Source organism: uncultured Campylobacter sp. (genome assembly GCF_938041645.1).
GTDB lineage: Bacteria > Campylobacterota > Campylobacteria > Campylobacterales > Campylobacteraceae > Campylobacter_B.
In genome coordinates this window covers 1-16754 of the sequence record NZ_CALIST010000031.1, presented here as the reverse complement: position 1 = coordinate 16754, position 16754 = coordinate 1, and the positions used below count along the sequence as shown (strand labels likewise).

The 16754-nt window shown below is 44.0% G+C and carries 16 protein-coding genes; 3 read left to right on the top strand and 13 right to left on the bottom strand.

The window, feature by feature from the left end; genetic code table 11:
• Positions 1 to 98: 98 nt before the first annotated feature.
• The 3 genes from Q0600_RS05005 to Q0600_RS04995 all read left to right on the top strand — a co-directional run bounded on the left by Q0600_RS05005 (position 99) and on the right by Q0600_RS04995 (position 3469).
• On the top strand, positions 99 to 1013 hold the full coding sequence (locus tag Q0600_RS05005; protein ID WP_298757635.1) for a DnaJ C-terminal domain-containing protein: 915 nt from the start codon (positions 99 to 101) through the stop codon (positions 1011 to 1013).
• 12 nt (positions 1014 to 1025) lie between these two features.
• The gene (locus tag Q0600_RS05000) at positions 1026 to 1337 is read left to right on the top strand and encodes a helix-turn-helix transcriptional regulator (RefSeq protein WP_291937486.1); all 312 of its coding nucleotides are present in this window, start codon (positions 1026 to 1028) and stop codon (positions 1335 to 1337) included.
• Positions 1338 to 1837: 500 nt separating this feature from the next.
• Positions 1838 to 3469: a cation:proton antiporter gene (locus tag Q0600_RS04995; protein WP_298757631.1), complete on the top strand. Its 1632-nt coding sequence runs from the start codon at positions 1838 to 1840 to the stop codon at positions 3467 to 3469.
• A 434-nt stretch (positions 3470 to 3903) separates the two neighbouring features.
• Here Q0600_RS04995 and Q0600_RS04990 read toward each other — a convergent pair whose 3' ends face one another.
• The 13 genes from Q0600_RS04990 to Q0600_RS04930 form a co-directional block, all read right to left on the bottom strand.
• Positions 3904 to 4854 (bottom strand): hypothetical protein, encoded by a 951-nt coding sequence (locus Q0600_RS04990; RefSeq protein WP_298757628.1) that lies wholly within the window; start codon positions 4852 to 4854, stop codon positions 3904 to 3906.
• A 264-nt stretch (positions 4855 to 5118) separates the two neighbouring features.
• Positions 5119 to 5880 (bottom strand): class I SAM-dependent methyltransferase, encoded by a 762-nt coding sequence (locus tag Q0600_RS04985; RefSeq protein ID WP_298757625.1) that lies wholly within the window; start codon positions 5878 to 5880, stop codon positions 5119 to 5121.
• A gap of 433 nt (positions 5881 to 6313) precedes the next feature.
• Complete coding sequence (locus Q0600_RS04980) at positions 6314 to 6646, bottom strand: hypothetical protein (protein WP_298757622.1); 333 nt, start codon at positions 6644 to 6646, stop codon at positions 6314 to 6316.
• A gap of 129 nt (positions 6647 to 6775) precedes the next feature.
• Positions 6776 to 7300, bottom strand: a complete 525-nt coding sequence (locus Q0600_RS04975; RefSeq protein ID WP_298757619.1) for a hypothetical protein — start codon at positions 7298 to 7300, stop codon at positions 6776 to 6778.
• Positions 7293 to 7976 (bottom strand): hypothetical protein, encoded by a 684-nt coding sequence (locus Q0600_RS04970; RefSeq protein ID WP_298757616.1) that lies wholly within the window; start codon positions 7974 to 7976, stop codon positions 7293 to 7295. The genes Q0600_RS04975 and Q0600_RS04970 overlap by 8 nt, the downstream gene beginning before the upstream one ends.
• A gap of 196 nt (positions 7977 to 8172) precedes the next feature.
• Entirely contained in the window at positions 8173 to 8430 is a 258-nt protein-coding gene (locus Q0600_RS04965) for an ABC transporter ATP-binding protein (RefSeq protein WP_298757614.1), read from the bottom strand.
• Positions 8431 to 8786: 356 nt separating this feature from the next.
• Positions 8787 to 9425, bottom strand: coding sequence for a YggS family pyridoxal phosphate-dependent enzyme (locus Q0600_RS04960; RefSeq protein WP_298757611.1), 639 nt, complete (start codon positions 9423 to 9425; stop codon positions 8787 to 8789).
• The gene (rseP, locus tag Q0600_RS04955) at positions 9422 to 10537 is read right to left on the bottom strand and encodes an RIP metalloprotease RseP (RefSeq protein WP_298757608.1); all 1116 of its coding nucleotides are present in this window, start codon (positions 10535 to 10537) and stop codon (positions 9422 to 9424) included. The genes Q0600_RS04960 and rseP overlap by 4 nt, the downstream gene beginning before the upstream one ends.
• Positions 10538 to 10884: 347 nt before the next feature.
• Positions 10885 to 12234 carry an MmgE/PrpD family protein gene (locus Q0600_RS04950; RefSeq protein WP_298757605.1) on the bottom strand — a complete coding sequence of 450 codons (1350 nt, stop codon included), beginning with the start codon at positions 12232 to 12234 and terminating at the stop codon, positions 10885 to 10887.
• A gap of 5 nt (positions 12235 to 12239) precedes the next feature.
• Complete coding sequence (gene purB, locus Q0600_RS04945; RefSeq protein ID WP_298757603.1) at positions 12240 to 13607, bottom strand: adenylosuccinate lyase; 1368 nt, start codon at positions 13605 to 13607, stop codon at positions 12240 to 12242.
• Positions 13608 to 13619: 12 nt separating this feature from the next.
• Positions 13620 to 14783, bottom strand: a complete 1164-nt coding sequence (locus Q0600_RS04940; RefSeq protein WP_298757600.1) for a PLP-dependent aspartate aminotransferase family protein — start codon at positions 14781 to 14783, stop codon at positions 13620 to 13622.
• A gap of 11 nt (positions 14784 to 14794) precedes the next feature.
• Positions 14795 to 16171 carry a C4-dicarboxylate transporter DcuC gene (gene dcuC / locus Q0600_RS04935; RefSeq protein ID WP_298757597.1) on the bottom strand — a complete coding sequence of 459 codons (1377 nt, stop codon included), beginning with the start codon at positions 16169 to 16171 and terminating at the stop codon, positions 14795 to 14797.
• A gap of 112 nt (positions 16172 to 16283) precedes the next feature.
• Positions 16284 to 16640, bottom strand: a complete 357-nt coding sequence (locus Q0600_RS04930; RefSeq protein WP_297915335.1) for a Rid family detoxifying hydrolase — start codon at positions 16638 to 16640, stop codon at positions 16284 to 16286.
• Between the last annotated feature and the right edge of the window lie 114 nt (positions 16641 to 16754).

Genomic DNA, 16754 nt, shown 5'->3' with positions numbered 1-16754 from the left:
AAAATTAAAATTTATAAATGAAATTTAGCAAACTTGATTGACACTCACTAAAGTTTTATGATATAATCTACATAAATTTTAAGATTTTAAGGATTAAAATGGCAAGCACAAGCAGTTTATACGAAACCTTAGGCGTGGATAAATCAGCAAGCGCCGAGGAGATTAAAAAAGCTTACCGTAGGCTAGCTCGTAAGTATCACCCGGATATCAATAAAGAACCAGGAGCTGAGGATAAATTTAAAGAGATCAACGCCGCGTATGAAATTTTAAGCGATGAGAAAAAGCGCGCGCAGTACGACCGCCACGGCGACGAGATGTTCGGCGGACAGAATTTTCACGATTTCGCGCAGGGTTCGGCAAACATGGGCGATCTAAACGACATCCTAAACAGCATTTTCGGCGGCTCCTTCGGCGCAAAAAGCGCAGGCTCGCGCGGTGGATTTAGTTTCAGCTCTTTCGGTGGTGGCGAAGGTTTTAGTGGCTTTAGCGGCAGCAGTTTCGGCGGCGGCTTTGGCGGCGCGCAGAGCCTAGATACGCACAGCTCGATTGAAATTCCTTTTCAAACCGCGATACAAGGCGGCGAGATGAGCGTGCGTATAGGCGGCGAGACGGTTAAATTTAAAGTACCCGCGGGCATCAATGCGGGCGAAAAGCTACGCATCAGGGGTAAAGGACAAAAATCAGGCGCTCAAAGCGGCGATCTAATTTTGGAAATAAAAATCGCGCCAAGCGCCGAGTATAGCCGCGAAGGCGACGATCTTTTCAAAAAGATTGACGTACCTTTGAAAACGGCGATGTTTGGCGGAAAAGTAGAAATTTCGACGCCAAGTAAAAGCGCAACGATAAAGATTGCAAAGAATACCAAAAACGGGCAGAAATACCGCTTAAAAGGCTACGGCGTGCAAAATCGCAAGAGTAAAATTTTAGGCGATCTATACGCGGTGGTAAATGTCGTTTTGCCCGACGTCGATTCGTTGGACGAGGACGTCAAAGCCGCGCTACAAAAGCTATAAGGAGGCATCAAAATGCATGATTACGATGAGCCGGTTTATCTCATATCGATAGTTTCGAAGGTCCTAGATATCCATCCGCAGACGCTGCGGCAATACGAGCGCGAAGGACTCGTAAGCCCGGGGCGCACGGAGGGCAAGATGCGCCTGTACTCGGCGCATGATATGGACCGCATACGCATGATTTTAAACCTTACAAAAGAGCTTGGCGTCAATCTTGCGGGCGTGGACGTGATCTTCCGCCTGCAAGAAAGGATCGCCGAGTATGAGCGCGAGATCGAGGAGCTGCGGGCTAAAATTTTAGAGCTTGGCGGAGAGACAGACTAAGGTCTGCGAAATAAAAATTTTAAAGCTCAGCAAAAATCGGATCCTGGCGCTATAAGCTGAAATTTTAATGCTATCAAAAAGCAAGATCGCCTCGCAAGCGTAGATTCAAGCGATAAATTTTGATTTTCAGAGAGGATTTGTGGGCGCGTCAAATTTCGCGTCAAATTTAAAGTTACGCTAAGCAAACCCGGGCGAATTTTCTTACAATTAAATTTTAAAACCGCCTTGATATAATTTGGCTTTAAAATTTAAAATTTCATGCCGCGTTAGACTTTAAAATTTTGTCGCGAGCCTCTAAATTTAGCGATAAAGTGCGACATAATTTCTCTATTTTTAAGCGGGATTTTAGTAAAATCACATTATAAAATTTATCCGTAAATTTATATGAAAAGATAGAATTTCATCAATTATCGCCTCTGATAAACGGTCGCGGATAATGTAAAATTTGACAATAAATTTAGCGCTAAATTTTATGCACAATCTTACAAAAAAGGGAGTTAATGGAGCTTGTTATAGAGCTATTTCTTGCGATCACCGCGCTTGCGATAGTGCTAAATATCGTCTTTAAAATTTTTGAAATTCCCACCATCATCGGCTATATCGTCGCGGGCGTGTGCTTTTCGCAGATCTATAGTCTAGGCAGTGTCGAAAATGCCCATATGTCTGAGCTGGCGGAATTTGGCATCGTTTTTTTGATGTTTACCATCGGGCTTGAGTTTAGCTTCCATCACCTGATGAGCATGAAAAAGGACGTATTTTTTAACGGCATACTCCAAGTGCTTGGCACCGGTATTATTCTAGCGCTCATCATCGATCAAGCTTTCGGCGGAAACATAAAAACCGTGATGATTATCGGGCTTGCGCTCGCGCTTAGCTCTACGGCGATCGTGCTAAAAACACTCAACGAAACAGGCGAAATCAACCAAAACTACGGGCGCAAGGTGCTTGGTATCCTGCTATTTCAAGACCTCGCTGTCATCCCCATCTTGCTTATGATTGACATATTCGGCTCGACCGACAATACCCCCGTGAACTATCTAATCTTAAAAACCGCCGTAAGCGCCGCCATAGTGGTAGTGATCCTTTTCGTGCTCGGTAAATTTGCTTTCAACCGCTTCCTCTACTACGTCGTAAGGACAAATTCTAAAGAAATTTTCATCGCGACCATCCTTTTTACCGTCGTGGGGGCTAGCTTTTTGGCGCATGTTTTTGGCTTTTCGTACACGCTGGGCGCATTCATCGCGGGTATGCTTATCGCAGAAACCGAGTATAAACATGAGATAGAGGCCGATCTGACGCCGTTTCGAGACATACTGCTGGGGCTTTTTTTTATCACGATTGGCATGCAGATAAATTTTGAAGTAATCGTCTCGCATTATGGGCTGATCCTGCTCGCTATTATCGTTATAATGGCGCTTAAAACGGTGGCGATTTACGCGATCTTATTTCTCTCGACCGGCAAAAGGATAGCGCTAAAAGCGGCGCTGTCGCTATGCCAGATAGGTGAGTTTGCGCTTGCGATCTTTTCGCTGTTGATGAGCCGCGATATGCTAAGCAAGGAAAGCGGGCAAATTTTAATTACAGTCGTAACCGCGACGATGATTTTAACGCCGTTTATTCTTAAGAATTTAAACAAAATCGCCAACCGCTTTGAGTCCAAGGTTGAAAAGCTCGAGGATGAGGAGCATAAAACCCAAATCCCGCCGATGAAAAATCACATCATTGTAGCAGGCTACGGCAGGATAGGGCAAGAAGTTGTGCTGCGCCTTAAAGATCAGGGGCTGCTATACGTAGTCGCCGAGAGCGATTTAGAGCTTGTGGATCTGGGCAAATCGCGCGGAGAGAACATATACTTTGTAAATATAATGCAAAAAACCGCAATCGACGAGCTGCATGCGCGCGAAGCGTCGGTCATCATCCTAACGATCGCAAATCAGCAAAAGCTCGACATCGTCGCTAAGATGCTAAACGGCTCTAATTTAAAAGCAAATATCATAGTGATGCATACGAGCGCCGATCCGCAAAGCGAGCTGCAGAGTGAATACGGCGAAAATTTTATCTTCGTAAAAAAGGAGAGAGTAGTAGCCAATGCGCTTTTGCAAGAGGCGCTGAAATGCAAGCTAACGCAGTAGCCTTGAGCGTTTAAGATCAAATTTAAACACATTTGCTATGCCTAAAATATCCACGCTTCTTTATTCTTACTTCTACATTCAGCTAATTTAAAGCGTTTTAATAAACGCAGATAAATAGATATATTTAAATGGCAGGCTTGCAAATTTTAAAGGTGCAAAGTGTTGCTTTGGATTGATTTAAATTCTAAATTTAAGCTGTCCTTCCACAGCAAAAGGATACTTAGACAAGGAGCTGATGAAGTATATTCGCGCGGTAAAGTTATTTAAAAATTCGTTTAAATTTACTAATTTCATTCTTTTATCTCTTTATAAACGCTTAAGTTGCGTGCTAGGCAAACGATGGTCGTTATAAACAATATCGGAGCTATCGGCAAATACAGATACCCAAGAATTAGAGCCATATTATCGTAACTTCGTCCTTGAGAAAAGAGCAATTACGAGAGTGGGAGATACAAAACTAGCGTCACAATCGCAAAATTTTCTATCGCGAAAATCGTATTGCTTTTTTTGGGATTTTCTACGAAAAGTTTACTGTATCTGCGTTTTGAAAAGAAAAATATAATCGTGCAAACGGCGCTAATTATAAACGCCCAGTGTAATTCGTACGAATTTGGTAAAAATAAAATCAAAAAAACCGTTGTCGCAAAACTCACGAAAGCAAATCTGATCAAACGGTGAAGTTGATATTTTTGCTTTAAATTTTTTGCAATTCGTGCTAGAGCTTTGCCGTACTCCAGCGCTTCCTCTTCGCTTTGGATAGATTCTGTTTCAAGGCTCGCGTCATTAAATTTTTGCTCAAATTTAGCGGCTTCATCTTGGGCGCCTTGCGCCTTGCCGTTTGTTTTGTTAAAATTTTGCTCGCCGGAAATTTTATCAGCGACCGCTCCGCTAATTTTTGTCTGCGATTTTGGTGCCGGTAGATATATGGTCTCATCGGCGTCAAATTCCGGATTTGCGTTATATGTTATTATCGCCACCGGAATAGCGATAAAAATAGCAGGTATAATCTGACGCGTATCCCAGTCTATGTGATATTTTATCTGTAAATAAAATCCGATTAAAGCATAAAGGACGTAAAATATCGCAGCCACATGTATCCATATAAGCATAAAGGCCTTATCTGCATCGCTAAATAGAAGCAGGGCGTATTTTTTATACTTCAGCCTGTTTAGGCAGACGAGTATATTTATCGCAGATAGCGCGAGCATGCATAAAAACGACATTATGGGCGCATCATGTACAAACGTAAGAAACACGATGATATAAATGAGAAAGGTCAAAAGCGTCCCGAAAAACAGATATCTACAAAAGCGAAATCTATCGTAGCTTTTTAAAATTTCTTGCGGAATTTGGCTGATGTCCGCGGGGATTTTGTCTTTTTGCATTTTTACCGCCTTTCTCGGTTATTTTAGCTCAAATTTTGCTTTTTTACTCCGTAGCGTTTTAAATTTAATGAAGCGAGTTTTTTGACTTGCTTCTTTTTTAGCGGACAAGCGATCCCGATTTTGCATTAAATTTTTAAAAATGAATACTTACCGGCTCTTGCAATTTTATCGATAAAATTTTTAGCAGGCTAAATTTACGCTTCATTTCTAGCTAAATTCAGCTTCAAAATTTATCTTGCTTCATTCAAAAATAAGGCAACTAAGCTAAAGCTCATCCGTTTTATCCACCTGCACGAACACCCAGTGCATAAAATCTAGCTTTGGCTTGTATTTGCCGCTGTTAAAATACTCCGCCAGCCGCGTTTCCTCCGTGCCGCTTAGCTCGCCGCCGAGCATCCAGCGCGTCTTTTGCATAAACTCCTCCGCACTTTTCGCTCCGTCGCCGTGACACCAGGCTTTGATATAGCTGGGGCTCGGCAGATAGCCCATTTGAAACAGGATGTTTAAAAGATAGACGAAGTCGGGCTTTTGCTCCACTTCGCGCCCTATCGCGTCCAAAATATCCCTGTCCACAAAGCTGCTGCCCACCTTAAACGTGATGTAAAGCGATTTTTTAGTCTTTGAAAGAAGCTTGTTAAGCGCAGCCTTTAGATCATCCACCTCAAGGCAGCGCGAGGCGAAAACGACGTCGCACGCGGGCACGTCAGACCAGTCGTCCTCGAAGGCTTTTTGCGCAAATTTCGCATTTTTCGCGCCGTAGGCTTTAGCGTTCTCGCGGGCGAATTCTAGCATTTTGGGCGAAAAATCATAGCCGTAAATTTGATCCACCTTTTCCGCCGCCAGCACACTTAGCGCGCCCGCGCCGCATGCAAAATCAAGTAGCGTAGAAACGTCCGTAAAATCGATCTTGTCTATAAACTCGCGCGCGTAGGCGCTTTTCATCACGCCTTCGTTGAAGCTGGGCGCCTTTTTGTCCCAATGCTCGGCCAGAGCTTTTTGCTTTTTGCGCCTTATAAAGCGCGTCAAAGTCGATTTCATTGTAGTTTGAAGCTAAAATCATAACTATCCTTTCCTGAATTTATCGGGCAGATCGCACCGGTTTTTCATTAAATTTTAACGTAAATTTTCATATCGTACTCAAGCCGCTTGAATTTTAAACCGTCAAGCAAAAGCAGCGATACATGATCGTTTTTATATATTTTATTCGCCTGCGATCCTTTAAATTTTCACCGAACGATCGAAGCTAAATTTTAAAAGTCCGCTCATAAATCAAAATTTTTAGTCTGTCGCCCGCACTTGTTCGCTCCGCATTTAAATCGCCGCTGTGGATTTATTGCAAAGCTCCCAATCTAGCCGCTATCACCTTCTGCATCGCTTGATTTTTCTTGTTTTTGGCTAAAATTTGCAGCCTCTTTTTGCCGATGCGTTTGTCGGCAGCCTTTAGGATATTTGCAAGCCCCTATTCATCGGCACCAAAGTGCTTTGCGAACAGCTCCTCTTTGGGCGTGTCGATATATTCGCGAATAAGCTCGCCGATGTCGCTTATGTCGTTACCATACGGATAAATTTTCGTTAGAGCACCCTGTGCTAGGCTTCTTACGCCGCCGCTTTTTAGCACGAAATCCTTCGGGTAGTCAAAAATAATCTTGCCCGCAAGCGTGATAAAATATCGCGTCAAATCCGTGCTGCCGCGCCTGCTTTGCATCCTATAAACCGCGCAGTGTATCTGAAAATCGATGCCCTCGTCCACGAGTTCGTAAAACCGTTTTTGAAGCTTGCTCCAGTGTTTCATTTTCCCCCCTTATTTATTATCGCTTCTTGCGATTTCGCGCGTAGCTTTTGCCGCCCTTTACGACGATCGCGCTCGAAGGCTCCGCGCCTTTTCTATTTTTTGCAAATCGCTTTGTAAAATTCTGCCGCGCTAAACGGTCTCCCAAAATCCAGACTCTGTCTTGATCGCTCCTCGGTTTTTCTCGCGTAAAATTTGCAAAAATTCTTTAAAGTTCGGCGTAAAAATCGAAGCGACGGGCACAAATTTATACTCGCTCACGCCGTCTTGCTCGGGCTTGTTCGCGCTGCCGCGTTCAAGCTCGCTCGCGCCGCTCGCAAAGCGGATCCGCCAAATCCTAGCATGATTTATCCGAATTTTTGTGACTTCAAGCGCTAAAATTTGCTCAAATTTATACCTCGCCGCGAGCTTCTGTCCATCAAAAACGTAGATAAAATCCTGATCAAACCAAAGGCTCTCGCACGAGATAAAAAACCGCTCCAGCCAGAACAAAAACGGCCTCACGGAAAGCCTTTTTACCTCGCTTATCCCATCTATCGCGGCAAGCTGGCGCTGGCTAAGCCTGCGAGGGTTACGACGAATGAGCGTCCAAATAATCCCGCCCAGAAGTAAAACGCTAAAAATAACGATTAAAATTTGAATTAAAATTTCAGCCATTTAAAATTTTAAGTCCTTTTACAAATGCGAATTTCGCCTCCGTATCGCCCCAAAACGAACTCCTGCTAAAATCTGCCTCCGCGCCGTTTGTAAGCTCCTCGTAAAGCTTATAAAATCGCCCTTTGTAGGTGCAATCGCTTAGGCAGACGTTGAAAAACGCCTCCGCCGCGTCCTTGCCGCCGAAATAATATACAAAGTAGATCGGGTACAGATCGAAGGCGCTTAGATTTTTGTTAAATTTAGCCCCGTGCCGCCTCATAAACTCCACCGCCTTTTGCTTGTCCGCAAAGAGCTCAAATACCCCTAGCGCGTAATCCTTGATAGCCGCGCTAATCTCACGCACGCTGGGCTCAAAGCTAGCGCCCGCGAGCTGCCAGTCGCGAAACTGCCTGCGCGGCGTGAGATAGCCCAGGTGCGATACGAAAACAAGGTCGCTCGAGTAGGACAGCTCCTCTTGCATCAGCTTTTTTAGGCGCTTGCAGTAGATCGCGACCTGCGGCAGGATGCTCACGCTACCGGAGTAGTTGCGCATGCTGGAGCTAAAATAAATTTCAAACGAAATATCCTTGTCGCCCCGGATCTTCGTTAATCTTTGCCCCTTTTGCGTGGGTTTGAAGTACGAAAAATTTGCCGCGATCTCATTGCAGCCGTTTAAAAATATCTCTCGCAGAGTCATGATTTTCCTTTAAATTTATCGTTTAAATTTAGATGTTTTGCTTGCTAGCAATTCGGTTTGCCGCTTACGTTACCGCAGTCGCGATCCGCAAGCTTGCATTTTTATAGGGTGCGCCGTCTTGCCGCCGAAAACCATATAATGCGCGCAATTTTACCCCAATTCGGCTAAATTTAACGGCGCTATGCGCCTGTAAAATTTATAATCTATCCTCGTATCTTTCGTAGTTGATGCTGTAAATTTTATCGATATTTTCGGCGTTTATGAGCTGCTCGCTGCGCCCGAAAGCTAAAATTTCGCCGTCTTTTATAAACAGCGTCAAATTTGAAACGAATTTCGCGTGGCGTGGGTAGTGCGTCGTCTGCACGAAGGTGTAGCCCTCATCGCCTAGCGCTTTTATCATCTCGAGCAGCTTGATTTGATTGCCAAAATCCAGCCCGTTGGTGGGCTCGTCCATAAAGATCGCTTTCGCGCCCTGAACCAGCGTGCGCGCGATGTACGCCAGCTGCCGCCACTTGAAATTTCGCCTTTTAAGATTCTGTCTTTATATGGATTGCGCTTAGAATTTTATATCGTCGCGTTTTTGAAATTTGCGTCGTTGCGAATAAATTTCATCGAGGTTTAAAATTTGATGCCGTGTTGTTGCGCTGCGTAAAATTTCTATAACGCGCTAAATTTAAGTAGCACGTAAAATTAAGCATTGCGCTAAATTTCAAGTTACGCGCCGAATTTAGCTTGCGCGGCAAATCAAACGCGCCGCCTAATAAAAGCGGTATAAAATTTGCTCGCGCGCTAAGGCCTGCCCCTTGGGGCCTAGGCGTATAAAATTCTACCCAGGCGGATCATGTTCGAGCCGCATTTGATCGCGAGCTCAAAATCATCGCTCATCCCCATCGAGCAGATCCGCGCGCCGTGCGGCACGAGCGCGTCGAAGATCTCGCGGCTCGCCTCGAAGCTTCGCGCGATCTGCGCGGGCTCGCTCACATGCGCTCCGATGCTCATCACGCCGATTAAATTTAGATTTTTACACTCCTGCTTGATACGCAAAAACTCCTCCACCGCGCGGTTTTTATCGAGCCCCGTTTTGGAGCTCTCGCCCGCGGCGTTGATCTCCAGCAGCGTATCTAGCGGATAAGTTAGCCGCTTATTTACGGCAAGCGCGAGTTCATAGGAGTTGCAGCTCTGCCACAGCGTCGGGCGCAGAGCGATGAGCTGATTGATTTTGTTGCTTTGTAGCGTGCCGATGAAGTGCCACTTTAGCGGCAGTTCGCGCAGCAGCTCGCTTTTGCGCTTCAGCTCCTGCACTCTGTTTTCGCCAAACGCGATCTGTCCTTGTGAATACAGCTCGCGCACCTCATCCGTGCCTACGTTTTTACTCACCGCGACGAGCTGCACTTCGCCCGCGCCTGCTTTAGCAGCCTCAATGCGCTTTAAAATTTCATCCAGTCTCATTTGTAAAATCCCAAAATTCTAGCAAAATCATTCAGCACCGTAAATATCATCAAAAGCGCTAAAATCCCCATCCCTACGTAGCTAGCGCCCACGAATACCCGCTTTGGTACGGGGCGGCGGAAGATGAGCTCAAAGAGATTAAACGCGATGTGCCCGCCGTCGAGCGCGGGGATCGGAAAGAGGTTGATAAGCCCTAAATTTACCGATATTAGCGCCACGAGCGCGAGCAGGACCGCCGCGCCGTAATCGACCGCCTTTGAGGTGATGTCCGTAATGGCGACGATGCCGCCCATCTCCTTGGGCGAAACGACGCCGCTGGCGAGCTTTTCGAGCCCTACCAAGATGAGCTTTGATGCCTCCACCGTCTGATCCCACGCGAAGCTAAGCGAGCTTGCGCCCTTGTGATATAGCGTCACGGTCGCGTTGTAATCGGGCGAAATGCCGATGAGCGGCACTCTGATGCTCTCGCGCCAGATGGTTTTTTTCTCACCGAGCTTCGGCGTGAGCTGTAGGCTCAGCCGCTCGCCGCCGCGCATGATTTCTAAGCTTAGCGGCGCTGCGGTTACCTGCTTTGAGATGTCGTCCCACTCGCGGATCTGCTTGCCGTCGATAGCTAAAATTTCATCGTTTAGCATTAGCCCTGCGCTTGCTGCGGCGGAGCCTGGCGAAATTTTGCCGACCTTCGGCGCTAACTTTTCGACGCCGATGTAGCCCAGCGCGATGTAGATCAAAAACGCAAGCAGCAGGTTAAAAAACGGCCCCGCGAAAAGTATGATTATGCGCACGATCGGGCCTTTGGAGTTGTAGCTGTCGGGGTCCGCGCTTATTGCGGCGGGATCCAAATCCTCCTGCCCCTTAAGGCTCACGTAGCCCCCCAGAGGGATCGCGCTGATAGCGTACTGAGTAGCGCCGATACGCTTGGTAAAGACCTTCTCTCCAAAGCCCACGCTAAAAACGTTCACCCCCACGCCCAGCGCCCGCGCCGCCAAAAAATGCCCCAGCTCGTGGAAAAAGATGAGGAAGCTGATCGCCAGCACCGTGACCATAAAATTTATCGAGTAAAAATAAAATCCGACCGCCAGGATCGCCAGCGTTAAAATTATGCTTTTCAAATTTCAGACCTTTGTAAAAAATGGGCTAAGCTTACTATGATTTTGTAAATTTTAAGCTTAGATCGCCGTTTAAAGCCTTAGTTTGTTTTTTAAACTTGGTTGGCTTTTTGAGCTTAGCCCGTCGCTTCGGGGTATAAATTTAGCTAAATCAAGAGCGTGCAGCGGATGGTCGGAGTGATTCTTGAGCCGGTGTCACATATATGGCGCTTGGCTAGAAATAAAATTTGCTCCCGTGTAGCTATCGAGGCTTAAGTGGCGAATATGGCATATTTATTATGACGATTCAGTCGATCGAAATGACGCTTTAAATTTAGCTTGTTTTGAAATTTCACCGGGCTTTGAGCGAATTATAAAATTTTATCTAAGTCCACCTCGGAAATTTCATAATTTTTTATGGCCTCTTTGATTGCCAAAAGCTTTTTTTCGCTAAATTTAATAGATGCGCACTGTTTAAATTTCGCAAAAATTTCATCAAAACTTAGTGGATTATCGAAATTTCCTCTGTTGATAAAAACGTCTTTTTTTATGATCTTTCCATCTTTTAAAGTAGCCTCTATGTGTCCGGGGAAGTATTTAGGAAAGCCTTCATTTTTACGCTTTTCATAGGTTATTTTTTTCGCAAACTTTATTACCTCGGCTCTATTTAAATTTTCATAGCTTTTTAAATTTAACTCGCCGTCAAAAAAAGCCGTAGCCATCAAAAATGGCATAGAAAATTTTGCCTCATAAGCTGTTTTAGGGGCGTATTTAATCTCTATCGGATCGCAAATGAAGCTTATGGGAACCTCATCGACGTAACATTTTATGCTTTTTATATCGTCGCTTTTTACCCCGTCTTTTCTAAGTAAAATCGCGCAGTCGATCAGCCCATGGGCAAAATGGCAGCTCGGATAGGGCTTGATAGATACCTGCATGATCTGCCAAATTTTACCAAGACCCCTTATAAGCTCGCTTTTATCGCATTCAATTTCTATACCGAAGGTCTTAAAGATATTATCTCTGCCTTCGAAAATACTAACCGGCCCGGTCATTGCATTTTTTGCAAAATTTACTGCCAAAATAGCGTTGTTTACGCAGTTTGCGACGTGTATCACCTTTGAATTAGAGCCGTTTGATAAAAACTCGTTGATGCCGCTTGCATAGCTTGCCGCAAGCCCAAAAGCATTTACGCATTCCTCTTGCTTTAGTCTTAACGCTATGCACATAGCGGCAGTGGCACCGAAAATTCCTGCGATTGCCGTGGTGTGAAATCCGCGTTTGTGAAAGCTTCCTTTTGAGGCTATACCAAGTCTTGCGGCGACCTCCCATCCCGCTACGAAAGCAGTTAAAATTCTTCGTTTAGGAATTTTCAGGTAGCTCATATAGGTTAGACAAAGAGGCGTTAAAATTGCGCTTGCATGCACGATCGCCTCCGTATGCGTATCATCAAAATCAAGCGCGTGCGAGCTGATGGCGTTTATCATAGCCGCGTAATTAGGCGTAAATTTTGCGTTCCGCCCCCAAATTTTACATTCTCCGCTGCCGCCCGGCAAATTTTTTATAGTTTTTATGGCGTTTTGCACGCTTTTTTCGTCGCCGCCTGCGATGCCTACACCGATGCAATCAAGCATCAATTCTTTAGCCCGCAAGATAGCCTCTTGCGGGATGTTTTTATAAGTGAGTGTGGAGATAAATTTAGAAATTTCTACCGAATACATAGCGGCTACTTTAAAATTTTGCTGTTTTTAATTTTTTGCAAAAAATTATCCACGAGCTGTGGCGCATAGCCGACATAGGTCGTCGGATCAAGCAGTCTCTCTATCTCTTTTTTATCGAGGATTTTCGACACGTTTTTATCTTTTAGTAAAACCTCTTTAAAACTTAGGCCTCCCTCTATGCCCCTCATTGCCGCTTCGTAAACTATCTCGTGGGCGTGCTGCTTACCAAGCCGATCTGCAAGAGCAAACATTACTCGTTCGGCTAAAACGAAGCCGCCTAGCGCATTTAAATTTTTAAGCATCTTATCTTTTTTGATTTCAAGTCCCGATAGGACGGTTTTCATATTCGCCAAAACCACGGAGAGCATTAAGAAAATTTCAGGCAGTAGCTTCCACTCCATCTTCCACACCTGGCCATCTCTTTCATGCTCGTGCCTTTCGATATCCGAAAGTATTGCTATATTGGCTTTAAGGGTATTGCTTACGGTTACTGCATTTTCGCTTATAGCCGGGTTGCGCTTATGCGGCATCGTGGAGCTTCCCACTTGGCCTTTGCCGAAAGGCTCGGCTACTTCATCAAGCTCGTTGTGCGACATAATTAAAATTTGATGAGCGATCTTATTGAAAGTCGCATTAATATTACCAAGTACGTATCCGAGCTCTATAAATCTATCTCGCGCCGGCTGCCAAGAGATATCGGGCGTCTGCAATCCTAGCGACGTATCTACGAGTTCTTCAAGCTCATTGCATTTATTGCTTAAAGATGCCTTCGTTCCTACTGCTCCGACTATTAAGCCTACGTATAGTCTTTTCTCCAGCTCTTCTATTCGCTCAAAATGCCTATTTAACTCCGATAACCAAATGGCGCTTTTATGTCCAAACGTGATGGGAAGAGCCTGCAAAGATAGTGTTCTGCCCATCATGGGAGTATTTTTGTGCGCCTTTGTGAGTTTTAAAAGGGCTTTTGCTATATCCTTAAGATCTTTTTTGATAAGCCCAAGACCCTCTTTAAACTGCAAAACAAGCCCCGTATCAATAATATCTTGAGTGGTAACGCCAAAATGTACAAATTCCCCGAGCCCATTTTCACAAGCCTTCTCAAGCCCCCTAACGGTCGGCACTAGAGGATGTTTTGTTTTTTTGGATTCATTAAAGATAAATTTCATATCCATAAATTTATAAAACGCTTTTTTGGATATCTCTTCGGCTGCTTCTTTGGGAATTATGCCAAGTTTTGCTTGGGCTTTAGCTAGTGCGGATTCCACATCAAGCCATTTTTGGATCCTATTTTCTTCGCAAAAAATCTCTCTCATCTCAGGGGTACTCCAAGAGTCCTGAAGTATGAGCATATCAAATACGCTTACCTTTTGCATAAATTTATCCTCTTATTTTAAAATTTTATCAAGTGCTTGAGCTAAATCGGCTATTAGATCACCAACGTCCTCAAGTCCGATATGAAATCTAACAAATGGTCCTCTTTTGCTCCAGTCGCTAGCCGTTCTAGGAGGGACTGTAACGGTAGCTAGACTCTCATATCCACCCCAAGAGGCTCCGATAGAAAAAAGCTCAAGATCGTCTACAAATTTGATCGCGCTCTCTTTGCTTATGCCGCCATTAAACTCTATCGTTACCATTCCATTTGCGCCTAGATGATCGCGCATAAAAATATCGTGATTAGGATGCGTTTTTAAGGTAGGATAAAATATCGTTTTTATTTCTTTTCTGTTTTGAAAAAATTCTACTATCTTTTTGGCAGATTTTTCATGCTCTCTTAACCTTACGCCAAGAGTCCTGATGCCTCTTAAGACTAGATAAGCATCGTCGGGACTTGCCGTAAAGCCAAAAATTTCAGGAAGCTTGTCAAAATTTTTCCACTCTTTTTCATTGATTATTACAGCGCCCATTGTTACGTCGCTATGGCCGCTTAGATATTTTGTTGCAGCAATTACCACGATATCTACTCCAAGCTCCATTGGATGTAGCAAATAGCCCGAGTTATAGGTGCTGTCTATGGCTACGGGGATATTATGCGCGTGAGCTATCTCGCAAAGCCTTGGTAGATCGATGATTTCATAAAGAATAGAGCCTGGGCTCTCGCAGAGTATTAATTTGGTATTCAGTCTTATCTTTGATTCCACGTCGCTTGCATCAGCCTTGATGAAATCGACTTGCACATCCACATTCTTTAAAAATTTCTCGCATATCGCACGAACGGGTCCGTATATGGCGTCAGTTATTATAAAATGAGCTCCTGCGCTTGCGTAATTTAACAAAACCATAGCCAAAGAGGCAAGTCCGGTAGGGAAAAGCTGGGCTCTGTATCCGCCCTCAAGCTCGCAAAGAAGCTTTTCAAGCTCAAAATTAGTGGAGGTTCCTCTCGCGCCGTAGCTTAAGACTCGCTGTGTTTCACGAGCTTTTCTCGTCGCCTGCCAAGCGTCGTGATTTTTAAATAAAATTGTAGAAGCCCTCATTACGGGAGCATTGACGGGACGAACGTCTAGGCTGTCATCGCCTCTTCCAAGGTGCGTTAATTTGGTATCTAGTTGCATAAAATTCTCCTTTATAGATATATAAATGTCATTATTAAATTTGTAAGCCCGGCGATTATCATCGGAAGTGCCGTTCTTTTAACTACCGCAAATGGATTAACCTTGGCGATAGTAGCAACTGCTATGATAGCAGGTGCGATAGGTGACATACATCTACCGAAGCCCGTCATTATTTGAACCGGCAGGATAATAGAGATTGTCTCGACATTGAATGATTTGGCAATATCCGGAATAAGCCCTGCGAAGCTGAAAAATGCTGCATTTCCGGAGCCCATCAAAAATGCACTTATTGCAAGAAGGAAAGAGACAAAAACGATGATGGCAAATACGCCGACTCCCGCGTCTTTTGCAAAATTTATCAAAGTGTCGACAAAGCCGACTGCTAAAAGACCGCTTGCAAAAACCTGACCGCAGACGATGAGCGAAACGGTGATTACGAAAAGATGACCCATTCCTTTAAAAAATATCATCAAGGAATTTGCCGTCTCTATGAGGCTTTTGTATCTGACGCACTCAAATAAAATAGCAATCACGGTCGAAATCAACATGGCTACCGGCACATTCATCTTAATGGAGCTGCCGAAAATTTTACTAAAGCCGAGTATTAGAACTATCGGAATGATGGGAAGTATAGCATAAATAAGAGGCGGTTTTTTGATCTCTTTTTCTCCGGCTTCTTTGAGATCCTCCTCCACTGCAACGGCATCAAATACGAAACCGTCTTTTTTATCAAAATATCTTTGCGAAAAATATACCGTAATCGCAACAGCTATGATGATAGGAATGGTCGTAGGAAGTTGATGACTTACGAAATAAACTGCGGGATCAATGCCTGCTACCTTTGAAGCATATATTACGTTTCCGCTTCCGGGACCATGATCGATAAACTGGCAAGAGCCTATTACTGAAAGCGCTGAGAGCTTACTAACTCCAGTTCTAATTAAAATAGGATATAGCGTAACCATTAAAAGTAGCGCAAGTCCTGCGTGGGATGGGATAAAAAGGACGATAATCTGCACTACGAAGTAAGAAACTACTAGTAGCATATAAGGATTTTTGACCTTTTGAAGAGGTTTTTCAAATACCTTAAAAAGCGAGTAGCTTGCTCCTACGTGATCCATATACGCAGAAAATCCCGCTATACACATGAGAGTAAGGCCTAGGCCTGCGAGAGTAGAGGACATCTTTTGATTTATCACTTCAAATAGATCAAAAAATGCAAAATTTAAACTCTTTTTAGGTTCTATGATATCTCCTATCCCAAAAATAGCTGCTAGAGCTAGCAGCAAAAGACCGCTTATAAGTAAAGCTGCATGTGCGTTTACCTTCTTGTAAAGCATAAAAACTAAGAATGCTATGATAGCTAAGGCTATGATTAGTCCTAACATTGTTGTGTCCTTGTTATAGTGTTTGTTTAAATTTAAACATAAACGTAACGGATTTAACCCGAAACCTATGCCTTAGTACCCATGGCGCGTATGGTAATGAGCTAAACTAACCTTATTTTTTGGCGATTACTTCTATCTCTACCATAGCGCCTTTCGGTAGGTCTTTGACCGCAAAGGCGCTTCTTGCTGGATACGGCTCCCTAAAAAAGCCTCCATAAATTTCATTCATTTTGGCGAAATTTCCAATGTCTGATAAAAACACGGTAGTTTTTACGATATTTTCAAAGCCAAGCTTAAGCTCGCTCAATACGGCACCTATGTTATCAAGCGATCTTTTCGTTTGGGCTTCTATGCCTTCTGCAAGTTTGCCATCCGTAGGGTCGATCGGTAGTTGACCTGAAATAAATATTAGATCTCCACAGACCCTATAAGCGCTATAAGGACCTATAGCCTTTGGATATTTGCCCATAAAGCTCCTCCTATGCAATAAAATTTTATTAGTTATAAGGAATTTTACAAGATATAAGATAAATTTTTATTGAAATTTGAAGATAGTTAAGAGAAATTTATTATATTTTATTAA